The following is a 16989-nucleotide window of genomic DNA, read 5'->3' as shown; positions in this document are numbered from 1 at the left end:
TCAACGCCGCGACGAGCCGTCGGCACCGGGCCGGGACCCGCCGCGGCGCCGAGGTCAGGACGCGTCGATGAACCGGTCCAGGACCCGGACGCCGAACTGGAGCGCGTCCACCGGGACCCGCTCGTCGACGCCGTGGAACATGCCCGCGAAGTCCAGCTCCGGCGGCAGCTTCAGCGGGGCGAAGCCGAAGCAGCGGATGCCGAGGTCGGCGAAGGACTTGGCGTCGGTGCCGGCGGAGAGCATGTACGGCACCGCACGCGCGATCGGGTCCTCGGCGGACAGGGCCGTCTGCATCGCCTCGACGAGGGCACCGTCGAAGCCGGTCTCCAGGGCCTTGTCCGCGTGCACGTCCTCACGCCGCACGCGCGGACCGAGGATGCGGTCGAGGTCGGCGAGGAACTCCTCCTCGTGACCGGGCAGGAAGCGGGCGTCGACGTGGGCGGTGGCCTGCCCCGGGATGACGTTCACCTTGTAGCCGGCGCCGAGCTGGGTGGGGTTGGCGGTGTTCTGCAGCGAGGCGCCGATCAGCTTGGCGATCCCGCCGAGCCTGGCCAGCGTCTCGTCCATGTTCTCGGGGTCGAGTTCGGTGCCGAGGGCGTCGCCGAGCTCGTCGAGGAAGTGGCGCAGGGTCTTGGTCACGCGGACCGGGAACGTGTGCCGGCCGAGCCGTCCGACGGCCTCGGACAGCTCGGTGATGGCGTTGTCCTTGTGGATCATCGAACCGTGGCCGGCGGTGCCGTCCACGGTCAGCTTCATCCAGTGCATGCCCTTCTGCGCGGTCTCGATCAGGTACAGCCGGAGCTGTTCGTTGACCGTGAAGGAGAAACCGCCGACCTCGCCGATCGCCTCCGTGACGCCCTCGAAGAGGCCCGGGTGCTCGTCGACCAGGTGCCGGGCGCCCCAGGTGCCGCCGGCCTCCTCGTCGGCGAGGAAGGCGAGGACGATGTCGCGCGGGGGCTTGCGGCCGGTCCGCATCCGCTCGCGCACCACCGCGAGGGTCATCGCGTCCATGTCCTTCATGTCGACCGCGCCGCGGCCCCACACCATCCCGTCGGCGATCTCGCCGGAGAAGGGGTCGTGGGTCCAGTCCGCCGCGTTGGCGGGCACGACGTCGGTGTGCCCGTGGATGAGGAGCGCCGGCCGCGAGCGGTCCTCGCCCTCGATGCGGGCCACCGTGGAGGCGCGGCCGGGGTGGGACTCGAAGATCTGCGGTTCCAGCCCGACCTCGGCGAGCTTCTCGGCGACGTACTCCGCGGCCTGGCGCTCCCCCGGGCCCGAGTGGTCCCCGTAGTTGCTGGTGTCGATCCGGATCAGCTCGCGGCAGAGGTCCACGACCTCGTCCTGGCCCGTGACGCTGCTGGTCGTGCCGGTGTCGCTCACGCTGCTTCCTCCCGCTGTCGCCGCTGGTGGTCCTCCTCATCCTCTCTCTCCGGCGGCTCTCCTCCCAAGGGCGGGTACCGGCCCGCCCCGCCGTTCCCGCCGCGGCGGGGGGTGATCGGGACCCCCCGGAAAGCCTGGTAATGTTTTCCCTGTCGCCGCGAGGGAAACCAGCGCGACAGACACCTTGTCCGGGTGGCGGAATGGCAGACGCGCTAGCTTGAGGTGCTAGTGCCCTTTATCGGGCGTGGGGGTTCAAGTCCCCCCTCGGACACAGCGAAGTGGGGGCCCCCCCCCCCCGGGGGGGGCCCCCCCGGGTTGGGCCCCCCCCCCCGGGGGGGCGGCCCCCCCGCCGCCGGGGGGCCCCCCCCCGCGGGGGGGGGGGTGCCCGGGGCCCCGGGGGGGGGGCGGGGGGGGCGGGGGCCGGGGGGGGGGCCGGGGGCCCCCGGCGCCGCCCCCCCCCCCGCCCTCGGGTCAGCCCCCGGCACGCCCGCGGGCTGACCCGAGGGGCTGCCCGCCGGCCCACCCGCGGGTCCGCCCGCGGGCCGTATCTGCCCTCGGGCCTGTCCAGCCTGCCCTCCGGTCTGTCCCCGGGCCCCGTCCACGGGGATGTTCGTGTCGGTTTGCGCACGGGCTCGCGCCCGGGTCCGTGCACAGACCCGTCCGCGGGTCTGCCCTCCGGTCTGTCCCCGGGCCCCGTCCACGCGGATGTTTCGTGTCGGTCTGTGCACGGGCTCGGCCCCGGGTCCGTGCACAGACCCGTCCACGGCCCGCCCGTGCGCAGGTCCGCCGGCGGAGGTCGGCCCGCGGGGGCCGCGCCGCGGGAGGTCGGCCGACGGGCGGGCGTCCCGAGGGGGCGGGCTCGGGCCCCGGCGGGGCTCCGCGCGGCCGTGCCGCCGGCAGGCCGCACAATGGAGCCGTGGACGAGCCGATACCCGTGACGCGGACCGTGGACCACGGGACCGCGAAGCTGATGCCCGACGTGGACCGCAGGCGGGCCTGGCTGCTGACCGTGGACGGCGCCCCGCAGTCGTACGTGGATCTGGACGAGCCCACGCACCTGGAGTTCGAGTACACGCGCCGGCTGGCGCACGTGCTCGACACGGTCGCGGAGCCGGGGCGCCCGCTGGACGTCACACACCTCGGCGGCGGCGCCCTCACCCTGCCGCGCTACGTCGCCGCGACCCGGCCCGGCTCACGGCAGGACGTCGTGGAGGCGGACCGCGCGCTGCTCGCGCTGATCGGCACCCACCTTCCGCTGCCGCCCGGCACGGGTACGACGCTGCACGGCGCCGACGCCCGGGAGTGGCTGGAGGCGGCCGGACCCGACCGCGCGGACGTCCTGATCGCCGACGTCTTCGGCGGCTCGCGCATCCCCGCCCATCTGACGTCGACCGGCTACGCGCGCGCGGCCGAGCGCGCCCTGCGTCCCGACGGCGTCTACCTCGCCAACCTCGCGGACGCGGCGCCGTTCGGCTTCCTCCGGTCCCAACTCGCCACCTTCGCCACGGTGTTCGAGGAACTCGCACTCGTCGCCGAACCCGGCGTGCTGCGCGGACGGCGGTTCGGCAACGCCGTGCTCGTGGCCTCCCACCGTCCGCTCGACACGGCGGCCCTGGCACGTCGTACCGCCGCCGACGCCTTCCCCGCGCGCGTCGAGCACGGCGCCGCCCTGGAGAGGTTCGTGGCCGGGGCCGCGCCGGTCACCGACGAGGACGCGGTGCCCTCACCCGAGCCTCCCGGCGGAGCCTTCGGGATCGGCTGACGCCGGTGGCGGGCCGGCCGCCTCGGCGCCCTCCGCGCCGAGCAGCGGAACCCCGTCGGCGGGGGAGACCGGGGAGCGCTGCGCCACCTGCCGGGTCCGCCGGGTGAGGTTGCGTACGTCCGGCACGCAGAGAACGGCCGCGGTGACCGCCACGACCAGCAGCGAGCATCCCCACAGCGCGGAGGTCCGCCCGAGGACCTGCTCCGCGGGTCCGGCAAGGGCGGTGGCCAGCGGGACCATGGCGACCGAGCCGAACCAGTCGTAGGCCGACACCCGGGAGAGCTTCTCCTCGGGGATCTCCTGGTGCAGCGCGGTCATCCAGGAGACGCCGAACACCTCGATCGCCAGACCGCTGACGAACATCACGGCGTACAGCGCGCCCACCGGCACCGGCACCGCGAGCGCGGCGGCGGGCGCCGCGAGCGGGAACACGCACAGCGTGCCGACGAGCAGCAGCCGCCGGGGTTTCCAGCGGGTCATCAGGAGGGCGCCGGCGACGGTTCCGGCGCCGAACGCGCCGAGGGCCAGCCCCCAGGGCCCCGGCCCGCCCAGGCTGTCGCGGGCGACGAGCGGACCGTAGACCGCGTCGGCGGCCCCGACGACGGCGACGACCACGGAGAACTGGGCGACGATCGTCCACAGCCACGGTCGCCCGACGAACTCGCGCCAGCCGTCGCGGAGATCGGCGAACAGACCGCCGCCGGGTTCGCGCGGCGGTATGTGGCCGACGTCCAGGAACGAACGCATCGCCCCGGCCGCGGCGAACGCCAGCGCGTCCACGGCGAGCACCCAGCCCGGTCCGATCACGGCCACCAGCGCGCCGCCGAGCGCCGCCCCGCCGAGGCCCGCCCCCTGCATCGCCATCCGGAACACCGCGAACGCGCGGCTCGCCTGCTCGCCGTCGACCGAGGACATCAGCATGCCCTCGGCGGCCGGCCCGAAGAAGGCCTGGCCGGTGCCGCCGAGCGCGGACAGCAGCATCATCTGCCACAGGTGCGCGTGACCACCGAGGACCAGCAGGGCGAAGACTCCCTGGGAGACGCAGTTCAGCGCGTTCGCGGCCACCATCACCCGGTGCCGTGGCAGCCGGTCCGCGACGGCCCCGCCGATCAGCAGGAACAGCACCAGCGGCAGGGTCCGGGAGGCCGCCACCAGACCGACGTCCCCGCCGTCGCCGCCCGCGGCGAGCACCGCGAACGCCGCCGCGATGAGCGCGCCCTGGCTGCCCAGACCGGTGACGACCGCGGCGGCGGTCAGCAGCGTGTAGTTCCGGCCCGCCCAGGACGGGCGTCGGGGGCGGTGGCGGCGGGGGGCGGCGGGGATCACCCGGAGACTATCGCCGCCCGGGGTCCGCCATGCCAAACCCGGTCACGGGAGCCACCGGCGCCGACCGGCACGGCGGTGCGGCGCACCTCGCGGGCCGACGCCCGTCGGTCCCGGCCCGGGACGTCACCGCGGTGGGGTCGGCCGGACCCGAGGACCGACCGGCCCGGGGTCACGAACCGGTCGGGTCGCCGTGCAGCCGCACCGTGCTGAGGATCTTCCGCACGGTCGCGTCCGAGACCTCCTCCTTGACGCCCTTGGCGCCGTAGAAGGTCCACGACACGAAGTCGCCCGCGGAGTTCTTGAAGGCGAACGTGGTGGCCTTGCCGTCGGAGTCGCACTTGCCCTTCTTGGCGACCCCCGTGGAGTACGTCGTCGCGACGCTGCCCTTCACGCCCGAGTCCGTGGTGTACGCCGTGGGCTTGCCGATCTTCAGGAGCTTCTTGGAGGAGTCCTCCTGGTCGGTGTAACCGCCGAACACCCACCACGCGGAGTCGTTGCGCGCCACGTCCTCGGTGTTCTTGGCGCCGCTCTGGCCCTTGGTGCCCGCGGCGGCCAGCGACGTGTCGCTGTCGTGGCCGTCCTTGTCGTCGTCAGAGGTGCACCACTTCTCCTTGAGGAACGCGGGCGCGGACATGCCGATCAGGACGGAGCCGTCGCCCTTCTTGTCGTCCTCGAAGCCGATGAACGTGCCCGGCGTCTCGACCTTCCAGTCCGCGGGCACGTCGAAGGCGGTGCCCCACTTCGGGTTCACCACGACCTTCCAGCCGTCGATCGTCGGCTTCTCGCCGTCGCCGCCGCGCGGGTTGTCGTCGCCGCCCGTGCCGCCGGTGGTCGGCGAGGCGGACGCGGACGCCGATGCCTTGGGTGACGTGGACGGGTCGCCGCCCGCCGCGTCGTCCTTGCCGCCGCCCAGCACGACCGCCGCGGTGACGCCGGCGGCGATCACGACCGCGGAGGCCGCGACGATCGCCGTGATCTTCGTCTTGTTGCCGCCGCCGCCGCCCCCGCCGCCCTTGCCGCCGGACGGCTGCGGCCCGCCGATCGGAACGGTCGGCGCCCACTGCTGGTGACCCTGCGGCGGTCCGTACGGTCCGGGCTGCTGTGACCCCGGCTGCCCGCCCGGCTGCTGATACCCGGGCTGCTGGTACGGATTCGGCTGCTGGTACCCCGGCTGCTGGTACGGGTTCTGGTCCTGCGGGTTCTGCTCGCCCCCGGGCGGCTGCTGTCCTGGCCACATGGCCGGTAACGATAGAGGGGCCGGTGACCCGTGTGCCATGGCGGTCCCCCGTCGGACGGGGCCGGCAGGACCCTTTCCCCCCTTTGCTCCGGGCTTGCCCTCCTCCCGCCCGGGTCCTGCCTCCGGCTCCCGGACGGCCGGCGGGTCCGCGCGCTCTGCGCGGTCCGCGGCGTTCCGCCCGATCGCCGTGGCCCCCGAGACGGCCGGCACGGCAGTGCGTGCCGTCCCCGCCGGGGCGGGGGCGGGGGCGGGGCGACGGGACGGAGTCGGCGCGTCCGGCGCACGCGAGACGCCCGCGCCGTGGGGCCCCGGGCACGACGCCCCCGGAGGCGACGGCGTCCGGCAGGTGAGGCTCCGGCGCGAGGGCCCGCCCCGGCTCCCCGAAGGCCCGCGCCGGCGCTCGGGGGCCGCCGCGCGCCTCCCTTCGGCCCGCGGTCCGCCCGAAGACGGAACCAGGCAGGGCGCGGCCGGGCTGGTCAAGGTTTGCTACCCATGGGTAACATCCAGGCATGAGCGCAGACCAGATGACGATCGGCGAGATGCTCGCCGCGACCGTGCCGATGGCCCGGACCCTGAACCTCGAGTTCGTGGAGACGACTCCGGAGAAGGCCGTCGTGGCCTTCCCGGACCAGGGCGACTTCCACAACCACGTCGGCGGCCCGCACGCCGGCGCCATGTTCACCCTGGGGGAGTCGGCCAGCGGTGCGATCGTCCTGGCCGCGTTCGGCGACCAGCTCTCCCGGGCGGTCCCGCTCGCCGTACGCGCCGAGATCGCCTACAAGAAGCTGGCGATGGGCCCGGTCACGGCCACCGCGACGCTCGGCCGGCCGGCCGCGGAGGTCGTCGCCGAACTGGACGCCGGCCGCCGCCCCGAGTTCCCCGTCGCCATCGCCATCCAGCGCGCCGACGGGGCCGTCACCGGGGAGATGACGGTCGTCTGGACCCTGCGTCCCAACGGCTGAGCCCGGGGCCGCCCGCGCGGCCCCCGGCCGGGACCGGCGGCCCGCCTCCGCACCCGTGGTCGCTGCCGAGACCGCCCCGCCGCCGCGCCCCGGCCGCCCGTCGCCTCGACGCTGCCTCCGCCGACCTGACGACATGGCGACACGACGACATGACGCTCTGTCGACCTCACGGCGTCCGGGCCGCGCGCCGGGCGGTGGCGTGACGGTCCGCCGCCGGTGTGGCCGGCCGTCCTGCGGGCTACGGTGACCCGGCGAGGCGCGTGCCGTCCGGCCGGGCGGCCGTGCCCGGTGCCCCGTCCGTGCGCGTTCGGGACCGGAGGACGCCCCGGTGATCACCGGCGGCCGGTGAGCCGAGGACGGCGGCGCACGACCGGGCTCCGGTCCGCGGCGACCAGGTAGGCTTCCCGGCGTGCGCTCGGGGAGGCGCGCCGGGTGACCGAGCGAGACGCAGCCGCCCGGGCCAGGCCAGCTCAACGGGAGGAACCGGCGTTGCACGTCCAGGAATGGCTAGAGACGGTGCCCGCGGTCAGCATCTACGCCCTCGTGGGCCTCGTCATCGGCCTGGAGAGCCTGGGCATCCCGTTGCCCGGAGAGATCGTCCTCGTCTCGGCCGCGCTGCTGTCGTCCCAGCACGCCGGCATCAACCCGGTCGTCCTCGGAGCCTGCGCGAGCCTCGGCGCGATCGTCGGCGACTCCATCGGGTACGCCATCGGCCGCAAGGGCGGCCGTCCGCTGCTGGGCTGGCTGGGCGCCAGATTCCCGCGCCACTTCAGCGAGGGCCACGTGGCCACCGCCGAGCGGTCGTTCCACAAGTGGGGCATGTGGGCCGTGTTCTTCGGCCGCTTCATCGCCCTGCTGCGGATCTTCGCGGGCCCCCTCGCCGGGGTGCTCCGCATGCCGTACTGGAAGTTCCTCGTCGCCAACGTCCTCGGCGGCATCGTCTGGGCGGGCGGCACCACCGCGGTCATCTACTACGTCGGAGTCGTCGCCGAGGCATGGCTCAAGCGCTTCTCGTGGCTCGGCCTCGTCGCGGCCGTCCTCGTCGGTCTCGGCTCGATGCTCGTCGTCCGCCGCAGGGCCCGGATGACGGCGGCCGAGCACGAGGCGGCGGAGCCGGAGCCCGTCCCCGCCGCCGAGTGACGGCATCCGCCGGGGCCGCCTACGCGTGAATCCCGCGATGCGCCCCCGCCAGTTCCACGTACAGCGTGCCGTTCACGGTGATGCCCTCGCGTTCCTCGTCGGTCAGCGGCCGCCTGATCCGGGCGGGCACCCCCGCGACCAGTGAACCCGGCGGGATCCGCATGCCCTGGGGCACCAGCGCCTGGGCGGCGACCAGGGAACCCGCGCCGACGACCGCCCCGTTGAGCACCGTGGCGCCCATGCCGATCAGGCAGTCGTCCTCGACGGTCGCGCCGTGCAGGACGGCGTTGTGGCCGATGGAGACCCGCTCGCCGACGCTGATGGGGAATCCGGGGTCCACGTGGAGGCTGCAGTTGTCCTGCACGTTGCTGTCCGCGCCGATGACGATCGGCCCGCAGTCGGCGCGCAGCACCGCGCCGTACCACGCGCTCGCGCCGGCGCCCAGCGTGACGTCCCCGATGACCACCGCGGTGGGTGCCACGAACGCCGCCTGGTCGACCTGCGGTTCCTTGCCGCCGATTCCCTTGATCAGCGCCTGCTGAGTCGTCACCCTGTCACCGTCTCGTCGTCTCGTGGATGGTCGTCGAACGCCGGCGGGACCGCCGCACCGGCACCGTATGCCATCGCCGCGGGGCCCGGTGGGGTGAAGATCACAGCGGTCCGGCGGGATCCGCGCGGTCCGCCCTGAGTACCGTGAGCGGGTGCCCAGGAGCAAGAACACGTTCTCATCATGGCGGCGGCGCCTCGCGCAGCGGGCCGTCCACGCGGGCTGGGCCTGGGTGCAGCGCACGGGTGCGGTGACCGCGGAGCGGCCGGGCCGGCTCCGCTTCGGTTCCATCGGGGCGGGCACCCGGCTGGCGTTCCCGCTCGGCACGGTCTTCGGTGAACCGTGGATCCACCTCGGGTCCCACTGCATCGTGGCCGAACAGGTCACGCTGACCGCCGGGCTGATGCCCGACCTGGATCTCGGACCCGAACCGATTCTGCGGGTCGGTGACGGCGTCGTGCTCGGCCGGGGCAGCCACGTCATCGCCGACACCACCGTCACGATCGGCGGCGACTGCTACTTCGGTCCCTACGTCTACGTTACGTCGACGAACCACTCCTACGACGACCCGCACGAGCCCATCGGCAGGCAGTGGCCCCGGATGGAGCCGGTGGAGATCGGCCCCGGCTGCTGGATCGGGACGGGGGCGGTGATCCTGCCGGGCGCACGGATCGGCCGCAACGTCGTGGTGGCGGCCGGCGCGGTGGTACGGGGAACGGTGCCCGACCACTGCGTGGTGGCCGGCGCCCCCGCGCGCGTCGTCCGGCGCTGGGACCCCGAGGCCGGCTGGCAGCCGCCCCTGCGGACCCCGCCGCCGGTGCCGGTCCCGGACGGGGTGACCCCGGATCAATTGCTCGCGCTCTCCGGGCTCGACGAGGAGGCGGTGGCGCGCCTCGCCGCGCTCGACCCCGACGTCCCGGCGGACGCGGACCCGCCCGCGCGAACCGGTGACGTCCACGCCGAGTCCTGACCGTCCGGCGCACGCCGGGACGCGGCGAGGATCAGCCCGTGGCCAGCAGCAGCGTGCCGACCAGGGCGAGTCCGGCGCCCGCCGCCTGCACCGCCCGCAGTCGCTCGCGCAGCAGCCCGCGCGCGGCCAGTGCCGTCACCACCGGGTAGAGCGAGGCGAGCACCGCGGCGACGGTCACCGGGCCGTGCTGGGCGGCCACCGAGTACGTGCCGTTGGCCGCGACGTCGGCGAGGCCGACGAACGCGAGCGCCGGCACCGACGCCCAGGGGAAGCCGCCCGCGGGCAGCGCGACCCCGCCGCGCCGCACGGAGACGGCCAGCGCCGCGCCGCCCACGGCGACGTTCGTCACGCGCTGCACGAACAGCGCCAGGAACAGGCCGGTGACGGACGAGGACGCCTCCGCGATCAGCGCGAACACCGTGCCGAACCCGGCGGCGGCGATCAGGGTGAGCAGGATCGCCCGGCGCTGGACCGGCGCCCCGCGCAGCTGAGGGCCGCCCGCCAGAACGACGCCCGACACGGCGACGGCGATGCCCGCGACCTGGAGCAGACCGGGCCGCTCGCCCAGGAAGAGGCCCACGCCGATGGGGACCGCCACGGCCAGCGAGCCGAGCGGTGAGACCACGCCCATCGGTCCGAGTGCCAGCGCCTTGTAGAAGGAGAGCAGGGCGACCGGTCCCACGAGTCCCGCCGCGACCGCGAACCACAGCCGTGGTCCCGCCGCGCTCCACGCGCCGGTGCCCACCACGATCGCGCCGAGCACCGCGGCCGCGACGGCCTGGGAGACGACCACCACGGTCAGGGCCGGCGTGCGACGGGTCAGCAGGCCTCCCCCGAAGTCCGCCAGACCCCACAGGAGGCTGGTGGCCAGGGCGAAGAGTGCTGTCACGGGGGCCTCGCAGTACAGTTCGGTGAACGATCGGGTGCACCACACGATAGTTCACTCGATTGAACTATGTCATCCATAATATTGGACGGAATGTGTCGGATCTCGACCTGCTGACCCAGTCCCTCGGACGCAACGTCAAACGCTGGCGCGCCGAGCGCGGCTTCACCCTGGAGACCCTCGCCGCGCGTGCCGGAGTGAGCCGCGGCATGCTCATCCAGATCGAGCAGGCCCGGACCAACCCCAGCCTCGGCACCGTCGTCAAGATCGGCGACGCGCTCGGCGTCAGCATCACCACCCTGCTCGACTACGAACAGGGGCCCCGCGTCCGGATCGTCCCCGCCGAGCAGGCGGTGCGGCTGTGGCACACCGACGCCGGCAGCTACAACCGCCTGCTGGCCGGCACCGAGGCCCCCGGCCCGCTGGAGATGTGGGACTGGCGGCTCATGCCGGGCGAGGGCAGCCCCTCCGACCCGCACCCGGCCGGCACGGTCGAACTGGTCCACGTCCTCGCCGGTGAGCTGACGCTGCACGTGGACGGTGTCGACCACCGGGTGCCGCAGGGGGCGAGCGCGTCCTTCGAGGCGGACACCCCCCACGCGTACGCGAACCGGGGCGAGGTTCCGGTCGACATGGTCATGGCCGTCTCGGTTCCGCTGGTGCACTGAGGGGCGCGGACCCGTGCCCGCCGGGCAGGGGTTGCGGCCGGCCGCCTCCCGGCCTTCCCGCCCTGTCGCCCGGGCGGACGCGGGGCCCTGGGCCGTCGGCGGCGGGCGCGGGCCGGTCTCCCGGTGCGGGAAAGGCTGTTCGTCCACCGCCCCGGCGCGGCGGACGGAGCCGGCCGGCCGGCTGTTAACGTGCCGCCATGCGCGCACCGATCGGACACTTCGAGCACGCCGCTCCCGCCCCCGACCGCCTGGACGAACTCGTCGGGCCCGTCGCCGACGCCGTGCGCGCCTGGCGCGGTGCCACGCCCGCCGAGCGGATCGTCCACGTCGACACGAACCCCGACTGGGCCGACACCGCCACCTTCGTCGAGCACTATGGCAAGGAACTGCTCGACCTGTCCGCGAACTGCGTGGTCGTGGCCGGCAGGCGCGGCGCCGAGACGACCCTCGCGGCGTGCGTCGTCCCGTCCGCGACACGGGTGGACGTCAACGGTGTCGTGCGCCGTCGACTGGGCGCCCGGAAGGCATCGTTCGCGCCCGTGGAGACCGCGACCGGCGCGACCGGCATGGAGTACGGAGGCATCACCCCCGTCGGACTCCCCGCCGACTGGCCGGTGTTCGTCGACGCCGCCGTCGTCGCGCTGCCCTACGTGCTGGTCGGCAGTGGCCTGCGGCGCGGCAAACTCCTCGTGCCGGGACCGGCGTTCGCGGAACTGCCGAACGCCGTGGTGCTGGAGGGGCTGGGGCTCTCCTGACGAATCGTCGGGAGAGGCGAAGCGCGGGCCGTGGGCGGTAGACGTGTGGGTGGAGGTGGGCCGCTCCCGAGTGACGACCCGTTCGACCGTCCCGGCGGGCCCCGGTGCCCCTCGTCCGGATGGTCTCGCGGTCCGTCAGGCCGTGGTGTGGTGGGTGAGCCTCGCGTGAGGGTCGACGCCGCCCGGCACGGCCGCGGGGTCGGCGTGGACCAGGGCGGCGGTGAGTCCCGGGACGGCGTGCAGCAGGGCGTGCTCGGCCTCGACGGTGATCGCGTGCGCCCGGTGCACGGTCGCCTCGCCGTCGACCACCACCGCCACCTCCGCGCGCAACCGGTGCCCCACCCAGCGCAGCCGCAGCTCGCCCACGTCCCGTACCCCCGGGACCTCCCGCAGCGTCCGCTCGGCCCGATCCACCAACTCCGGCTCCACCGCGTCCATCACGCGCCGGAACACCTCACGGGCCGCGTCGCGCAGCACGAACAGGACGGCGACGGTGATGCCCAACCCCACCAGAGGGTCGGCGAGATGCCACCCGAGGGCCGAGCCGGCCGCCCCCACCAGCACCGCCAGCGAGGTGAACGCGTCGGTCCGGGCGTGGAGTCCGTCCGCCGTCAGCGCCGCCGAACCGATCGCGCGGCCCACCCGGATGCGGTACCGGGCGACCCACTCGTTTCCCGCGCATCCGACGAGCGCGGCGACCGCCACCGCCGGAAGGTGCCGCACCGGGTGCGGGTCGAGCAGCCGGTCGACCGCCGCCCAGGCCGTCAGTACGGCCGACGCGGCGATCGTCAGCACGATCACCAGGCCCGCCAGGTCCTCCGCCCGCCCGTAGCCGTAGGTGTAGCGCCGGGTGGCCGCACGGCGGCCCAGCGCGAACGCGATTCCGAGCGGGACGGCCGTCAGCGCGTCCGCGGCGTTGTGCACGGTGTCGCCGAGCAGGGCCACCGACCCGGACAGGGCGACGACGACCGCCTGGACCGCGGACGTCGCGCCGAGGACGGCCAGCGACACCCACAGGGCCCTCATCCCCCGGGCGGACGACTCCAGCGCGCCGTCGACCCGGTCGACGGTGTCGTGGGAGTGCGGGGCGAGCCCGTGGCGCAGGCTGCGCAGCGCGGACCCGAGGCGGCCCGGACCGGTCGGCCGCCCCGGATGCGGATGCGGGTGCGGGTGGCCGCCGTGGCCGGGGTCGCCGTCGTGGACGTGGCGGTGGCCGCCCTCGTGGTCCGGTGCGTGGTGGCTGTCGTGCACGGGCGTCCCCTTCCGGTGCGCGGGAGTGGACGCGGGGGCGCCCACGCGGACATTATGTGCGTATGAGCGCACGCATGCACCTGTCACCTGCGCACGATGCGCACCCGCACAGCCCCGGCGAGGAGCAGTTCGCGCTCGCCGCCGAACTCCTCGCCCTGCTCGGCGACCGCACCCGCCTGACCCTGCTGCACGCCCTGGCCGCCGGCGAGGCGGACGTGACCACGCTGACCGAGGCGTGCGGGGCCGCCCGCCCCGCGGTGAGCCAGCACCTGGCCCGGCTCCGTCTCGCCGGACTGGTCACGACGCGCAAGGAGGGGCGCCGGGTGATCTACGCCCTCGGCGACGGCCACCTGCGCCGGGTGGTCGACGAGGCGCTGAGCCTGGCCGACCACCGGTTGTCGGGCCGGCCCGACCACGGCTGAGCCGGGGCCCGGCCCCCGCGGGCGGCGCTCCTGCCGGGGAGCGTGCGCACCGACCCGACCGTGCGTCAAACCACATGCCCGGCAACCCACCGGACTGGTATCGATGGCGCCATGCCCATCTTCGCCGCGCCCGACGGAACCCGACTCGCCCACCACGTCAGGGGCGAGGGGGCACCGCTGCTCTGTCTGCCCGGCGGACCGATGCGGGCCTCCGCCTACCTCGGTGACCTCGGCGGGCTGGCGCGCCACCGCCGGCTGCACCTGCTCGACCTGAGGGGCACCGGGGACTCGGCCCGTCCGGCCGACCCGCCGAGCTACCGCTGCGACCGGCAGGTCGAGGACGTGGAGGCGTTCCGCGCGCATCTCGGACTCGACCGGGTGGACGTGCTCGCGCACTCGGCCGGCGGCGACCTCGCTCTGCTGTACGCCGTCCGGTACCCGCGGCGGGTCCGCTCCCTCACCCTCGTCACCGCCCGGGCGCGGGCGCTCGGCGTCGACTTCACGCCCGAGCAGCGTGCCGAAGGAGCCGCGCTGCGCGGCGCCGAACCCTGGTTCGCGGGCGCCCGGGAGGCGTACGCGCGGATCTGGGACGGTACGGCCGACGAAGCCGACTTCGACGCCGCCGCGCCGTTCTTCTACGGCGTGTGGGACGCGGCGGCGCGCGCACACGCGGCCACCGAGGTGGAGCAGAGCAACGAGGAGGCCGCCGCGCACTACGCGCCGCCGGAGGCGTTTCGCCCGGCTGCCGCCCGGGCCCTGGTCGCCGCCTGGGACGTGCCCGTGCTGCTGGTCTCGGGTGGGCTGGACAGTGGTCCGCTGCCGCGGGTCGCCCGAGGCGTCGCGGACCTCTTCGCGCGGGCCGAGTCGGTCGTCCTGCCCGGAGCCGGTCACTTTCCCTGGCTCGACGACCCGCGCGGTTTCACCGGGACGGTCACCGGGTTCCTCGACCGGCGGGCGTGAGCCGGCCGCCGCTGCTTCCTTCCCGCCGTACGGCCGGGCGTCCGGAGGGCGGCCCGGCCGTGCACCGTTGGAGCCGGGGGAGAGCGAACCGGTGCTAGGCCAGGCGCAGATCGACCCATTCCGCCGTCTCGCCCGGGAGTACGTAGCGGTCGATCTCCACGAACCCGTGCCGCCGGGCGAAGCGGAGTCCGTCCTCGTTCGCCGCGAGAACGACCGTCTCGATCGTCCCGGCCCCGAGCCCCCGGGCCTGCTCCAGGCCCCGTGCGTACAGTTCGCCGCCGAAGCCGCGCCCGCGGTGGTCGGGCAGCACGCGCGCGATGACGGTCGCCGTCGCTCCGTCGCCGGCGGGCGGCCGCACGGTGGTGCAGCCCACCGGCAGGTCGCCGAGAAGGGCGACCTCCAGCCGGTAGCGCCGGGCGCGTTCTCGAACGGCGTCCAGCGGCAGCGCGGCAGGCGGGACGACGGTGTTGTGGATGTGCCGCCACTCCGCGAGGCGGCGCTCCCCGTCGGGCTGTTCGAAACGAAGAAGAGTCACCGGGGCAGACAACCGCCTCGGCCGACCCGCGTCAACGGCGTTCAGGCGGACCGGACCGGCCGCGAGCCGTCACCTTCCTCGGTGCGGTGCGGTGCGGTGCGGTGCGGTGCGGTGTGGTGCCCTTCAGCCCAGGCGCGGGATCTCGATCGCCGGGCAGCGGTCCATCACCATGTCGAGCCCGGCGGCGCGGGTCCGCTCCCAGGCCGCCTCGTCGACGACGCCGAGCTGGAACCACACGCCCTTCGCCCCGATCGCGACGGCCTCGTCCGCCACCTGCCCGGCCAGCCCGCTGTTGACGAAGACGTCGACGACGTCGACCTCGAAGGGGATGTCCGCGAGACTGGCGTACCCCTTCTCGCCGTGGACCGTCTCGGCCTTCGGATGCACCGGCACCACCCGCTTGCCGAAGCGCTGGAGGATCTCGGCCACGCCGTACGCCGCGCGGTGCCGGTTCGAGGAGAGCCCGACCACCGCCCAGGTGTCGCCCTGGTCGGTCAGCATCCTGCGGATCGTCGCCCGGTCGCCGTACACGCTCGGCCTCCTCGTGGTCCGTGTTGTCGGTGCTCGGCCGTCCAGCCGCTCACCAGGCACAACGACCCGCCCCGCGGAGTGATTCCCGGGACGGGGGAGACGAGGGAGGCGGGGTACAGCCAAGGGGAGCGGCCGGATCGGCACCTCCCCCTGGGGAGCGTACGGCCGCCCCCCACCGGCGGCCGGGACACCGGGCCGCCGGGTGTCCCGGCCGGTCACCCGGGCGCGTACCCGCGGGATGCCGCCGCCGGGACATCCCCGACCTCCCCGCGCCCCGCCGTCCGCGCCCCTAGGCTCGCTCCGTGCTGCGTATCCACGACGCCCGTACGGGCGACCTCATCGACGTCGCGTCCGCCGGACGCGGCCTGGTCCGGGTCCACGCGCGCGTGGACCGGTTCGACGCCACGGCGCTGCGCGTGCTGCTCTGTGCCGACGTCCTGGTCCGGGCCCTGGAGATCGGCGGCACCCCCGCCCACGCGACCCTGAGCACCGCGGCCGGTCCGGCGGACGCGGCCCGGCTGCGCGAGCGCGCGGGCGGACTGGGCGTGCGCCCCTTCGAGGAACACCACGGCCCCGAGACGGAGCAGGCCGCGACCCGCACCGTCGAGGTGTCCGCCGCGGGCGGCACCGGGAACGCCGCCGTCCGCTGCGAGGTGGCCCCCGTCGCCGCGGGCGGCCCGCCGGCCCCTGGCGTGCCGGACCCGGACGATCCCACCGACCTGCGCCTCGCCCTGCTGGCGTCGGCCAGAAGCGCGCCCCTGCGTCTGGACGCGGCAGCCCTGGAGGACGCCGGGAGCACCCTGAAGCGCTGGCGTGCCGCCGTCGCCGGATGGGCCACCGAACCGTCCAGGCCCGTCCCCGACGAGGTTCGGCGACGGCTGCGCGCCGCCTGGGAGGACGACCTCGACGTCCCGGCGGTGCTCGGCGTCCTGCGGTGGATCGAGACCTCGGACCTCGCGGCGGGCGCCCGCTTCGAGTCCTGCGCCTTCGCCGACCGGCTGCTGGGCCTCGAACTCACCCGCGAGATCGGGTCGGTGTGGTGAGCGCAGCCGGACCGTCGGGACCCCCGCGCCGGCTCGTCGTGCTGCGGCACGCCAAGTCCGCCTATCCGGACGGCGTCCCCGACCACGACCGGCCGCTCGCGCCGCGCGGTCGCCGGGACGCTCCCGCGGCGGGCCGCCACCTGGCCGGCGCGGGTCTGCTCCCCGACCTCGCCCTCTGCTCCACCGCCCGGCGCGCCCGGCAGACCTGGCAGCTCGCGTCCGGACAGTGGGCTGCCGCGCCGCCGGTCTCGCTCGACGCGCGGCTCTACGGAGCGGACGTGCCGGAGCTGCTGGACGCCGTGCGCGACGTTCCGGAACGGGTCACGACGCTGCTGCTCGTCGGCCACAACCCCGGTCTGGAGGAGCTGATCCTCACGCTCGCCGGCGACGGGGCCGACGACGCCCTGGAGCGGGTCAGGACGAAATATCCGACGTCGGCCGTCGCGGTCCTCGCCTGGCACGGCGCGAGCTGGCGTGCCCTCCTCCCCGGCGCGGCGCGGCTCACGGACCTCGCCGTGCCGCGCGGCGGAACGGCGTGACCGCCGGGGCCGACCCGGCGGCCGACGCGACGAGCACGGGACGGGCCCGGTACCGCCCTCGGTCCCGCGCGGGCG

The 16989-nt window shown here is 75.2% G+C and carries 18 protein-coding genes and 1 tRNA gene; 11 read left to right on the top strand and 8 right to left on the bottom strand.

Annotation, left to right across the window (positions count from 1 at the left end; translation table 11 throughout):
* Nucleotides 1-54: 54 nt before the first annotated feature.
* Nucleotides 55-1380, bottom strand: a complete 1326-nt coding sequence (locus ACGFS9_RS05440) for a M20/M25/M40 family metallo-hydrolase (RefSeq protein ID WP_393250995.1) — start codon at nucleotides 1378-1380, stop codon at nucleotides 55-57.
* A gap of 186 nt (nucleotides 1381-1566) precedes the next feature.
* Here ACGFS9_RS05440 and ACGFS9_RS05435 point away from each other — a divergent pair.
* Both ACGFS9_RS05435 and ACGFS9_RS05430 read left to right on the top strand, forming a co-directional pair.
* Nucleotides 1567-1651: transfer RNA gene (locus ACGFS9_RS05435), tRNA-Leu, on the top strand.
* Between the two features lie 645 nt (nucleotides 1652-2296).
* A complete protein-coding gene (locus tag ACGFS9_RS05430) occupies nucleotides 2297-3142 on the top strand; it encodes a spermidine synthase (RefSeq protein WP_393250994.1) in 846 nt (281 codons plus the stop codon).
* Here ACGFS9_RS05430 and ACGFS9_RS05425 read toward each other — a convergent pair.
* The gene (locus ACGFS9_RS05425) at nucleotides 3104-4468 is read right to left on the bottom strand and encodes an MFS transporter (RefSeq protein WP_393250993.1); all 1365 of its coding nucleotides are present in this window, start codon (nucleotides 4466-4468) and stop codon (nucleotides 3104-3106) included. The genes ACGFS9_RS05430 and ACGFS9_RS05425 overlap by 39 nt on opposite strands.
* Before the next feature lie 169 nt (nucleotides 4469-4637).
* Entirely contained in the window at nucleotides 4638-5705 is a 1068-nt protein-coding gene (locus ACGFS9_RS05420) for a hypothetical protein (protein ID WP_393250992.1), read from the bottom strand.
* 524 nt (nucleotides 5706-6229) lie between these two features.
* Here ACGFS9_RS05420 and ACGFS9_RS05415 point away from each other — a divergent pair.
* Together ACGFS9_RS05415 and ACGFS9_RS05410 are read left to right on the top strand one after the other, a co-directional pair.
* Nucleotides 6230-6667 carry a DUF4442 domain-containing protein gene (locus ACGFS9_RS05415; protein ID WP_393251274.1) on the top strand — a complete coding sequence of 146 codons (438 nt, stop codon included), beginning with the start codon at nucleotides 6230-6232 and terminating at the stop codon, nucleotides 6665-6667.
* Nucleotides 6668-7156: 489 nt separating this feature from the next.
* Nucleotides 7157-7807: a DedA family protein gene (locus ACGFS9_RS05410; protein WP_393250991.1), complete on the top strand. Its 651-nt coding sequence runs from the start codon at nucleotides 7157-7159 to the stop codon at nucleotides 7805-7807.
* 19 nt (nucleotides 7808-7826) lie between these two features.
* Here ACGFS9_RS05410 and ACGFS9_RS05405 read toward each other — a convergent pair whose 3' ends face one another.
* Nucleotides 7827-8357 (bottom strand): gamma carbonic anhydrase family protein, encoded by a 531-nt coding sequence (locus ACGFS9_RS05405; protein WP_393250990.1) that lies wholly within the window; start codon nucleotides 8355-8357, stop codon nucleotides 7827-7829.
* Nucleotides 8358-8508: 151 nt separating this feature from the next.
* Here ACGFS9_RS05405 and ACGFS9_RS05400 point away from each other — a divergent pair, with 151 nt between their 5' ends.
* Nucleotides 8509-9324, top strand: a complete 816-nt coding sequence (locus ACGFS9_RS05400; RefSeq protein ID WP_393250989.1) for an acyltransferase — start codon at nucleotides 8509-8511, stop codon at nucleotides 9322-9324.
* A gap of 31 nt (nucleotides 9325-9355) precedes the next feature.
* Here ACGFS9_RS05400 and ACGFS9_RS05395 read toward each other — a convergent pair whose 3' ends face one another.
* A complete protein-coding gene (locus ACGFS9_RS05395) occupies nucleotides 9356-10213 on the bottom strand; it encodes a DMT family transporter (protein WP_393250988.1) in 858 nt (285 codons plus the stop codon).
* Nucleotides 10214-10305: 92 nt separating this feature from the next.
* On the opposite strand from ACGFS9_RS05395, the gene ACGFS9_RS05390 reads away from it, so the two are divergent.
* Together ACGFS9_RS05390 and ACGFS9_RS05385 are read left to right on the top strand one after the other, a co-directional pair.
* Complete coding sequence (locus tag ACGFS9_RS05390; RefSeq protein ID WP_393251273.1) at nucleotides 10306-10878, top strand: helix-turn-helix domain-containing protein; 573 nt, start codon at nucleotides 10306-10308, stop codon at nucleotides 10876-10878.
* A 197-nt stretch (nucleotides 10879-11075) separates the two neighbouring features.
* Complete coding sequence (locus ACGFS9_RS05385) at nucleotides 11076-11633, top strand: YbaK/EbsC family protein (protein WP_393250987.1); 558 nt, start codon at nucleotides 11076-11078, stop codon at nucleotides 11631-11633.
* 135 nt (nucleotides 11634-11768) lie between these two features.
* Here ACGFS9_RS05385 and ACGFS9_RS05380 read toward each other — a convergent pair whose 3' ends face one another.
* Entirely contained in the window at nucleotides 11769-12884 is a 1116-nt protein-coding gene (locus ACGFS9_RS05380; RefSeq protein ID WP_393250986.1) for a cation diffusion facilitator family transporter, read from the bottom strand.
* Between the two features lie 62 nt (nucleotides 12885-12946).
* Here ACGFS9_RS05380 and ACGFS9_RS05375 point away from each other — a divergent pair, with 62 nt between their 5' ends.
* A complete protein-coding gene (locus ACGFS9_RS05375) occupies nucleotides 12947-13306 on the top strand; it encodes an ArsR/SmtB family transcription factor (RefSeq protein WP_393250985.1) in 360 nt (119 codons plus the stop codon).
* A gap of 111 nt (nucleotides 13307-13417) precedes the next feature.
* Nucleotides 13418-14266, top strand: a complete 849-nt coding sequence (locus tag ACGFS9_RS05370; RefSeq protein WP_393250984.1) for an alpha/beta fold hydrolase — start codon at nucleotides 13418-13420, stop codon at nucleotides 14264-14266.
* Between the two features lie 94 nt (nucleotides 14267-14360).
* On the opposite strand, the gene ACGFS9_RS05365 is transcribed toward ACGFS9_RS05370, so the two are convergent.
* The gene (locus ACGFS9_RS05365) at nucleotides 14361-14801 is read right to left on the bottom strand and encodes a GNAT family N-acetyltransferase (protein ID WP_393250983.1); all 441 of its coding nucleotides are present in this window, start codon (nucleotides 14799-14801) and stop codon (nucleotides 14361-14363) included.
* Between the two features lie 123 nt (nucleotides 14802-14924).
* Entirely contained in the window at nucleotides 14925-15332 is a 408-nt protein-coding gene (locus tag ACGFS9_RS05360) for a CoA-binding protein (protein WP_393250982.1), read from the bottom strand.
* A gap of 302 nt (nucleotides 15333-15634) precedes the next feature.
* On the opposite strand from ACGFS9_RS05360, the gene ACGFS9_RS05355 reads away from it, so the two are divergent.
* On the top strand, nucleotides 15635-16375 hold the full coding sequence (locus tag ACGFS9_RS05355) for a hypothetical protein (RefSeq protein WP_393250981.1): 741 nt from the start codon (nucleotides 15635-15637) through the stop codon (nucleotides 16373-16375).
* On the top strand, nucleotides 16372-16914 hold the full coding sequence (locus tag ACGFS9_RS05350; protein ID WP_393250980.1) for a SixA phosphatase family protein: 543 nt from the start codon (nucleotides 16372-16374) through the stop codon (nucleotides 16912-16914). The genes ACGFS9_RS05355 and ACGFS9_RS05350 overlap by 4 nt, the downstream gene beginning before the upstream one ends.
* Nucleotides 16915-16989: the final 75 nt, after the last annotated feature.

It is taken from the genome of Streptomyces sp. NPDC048566 (assembly GCF_043199735.1).
Classification (GTDB): Bacteria; Actinomycetota; Actinomycetes; order Streptomycetales; family Streptomycetaceae; genus Streptomyces.
The sequence above is the reverse complement of the archived record's forward strand: the minus strand, read 5'-3'. Positions and strand labels throughout refer to the sequence as shown.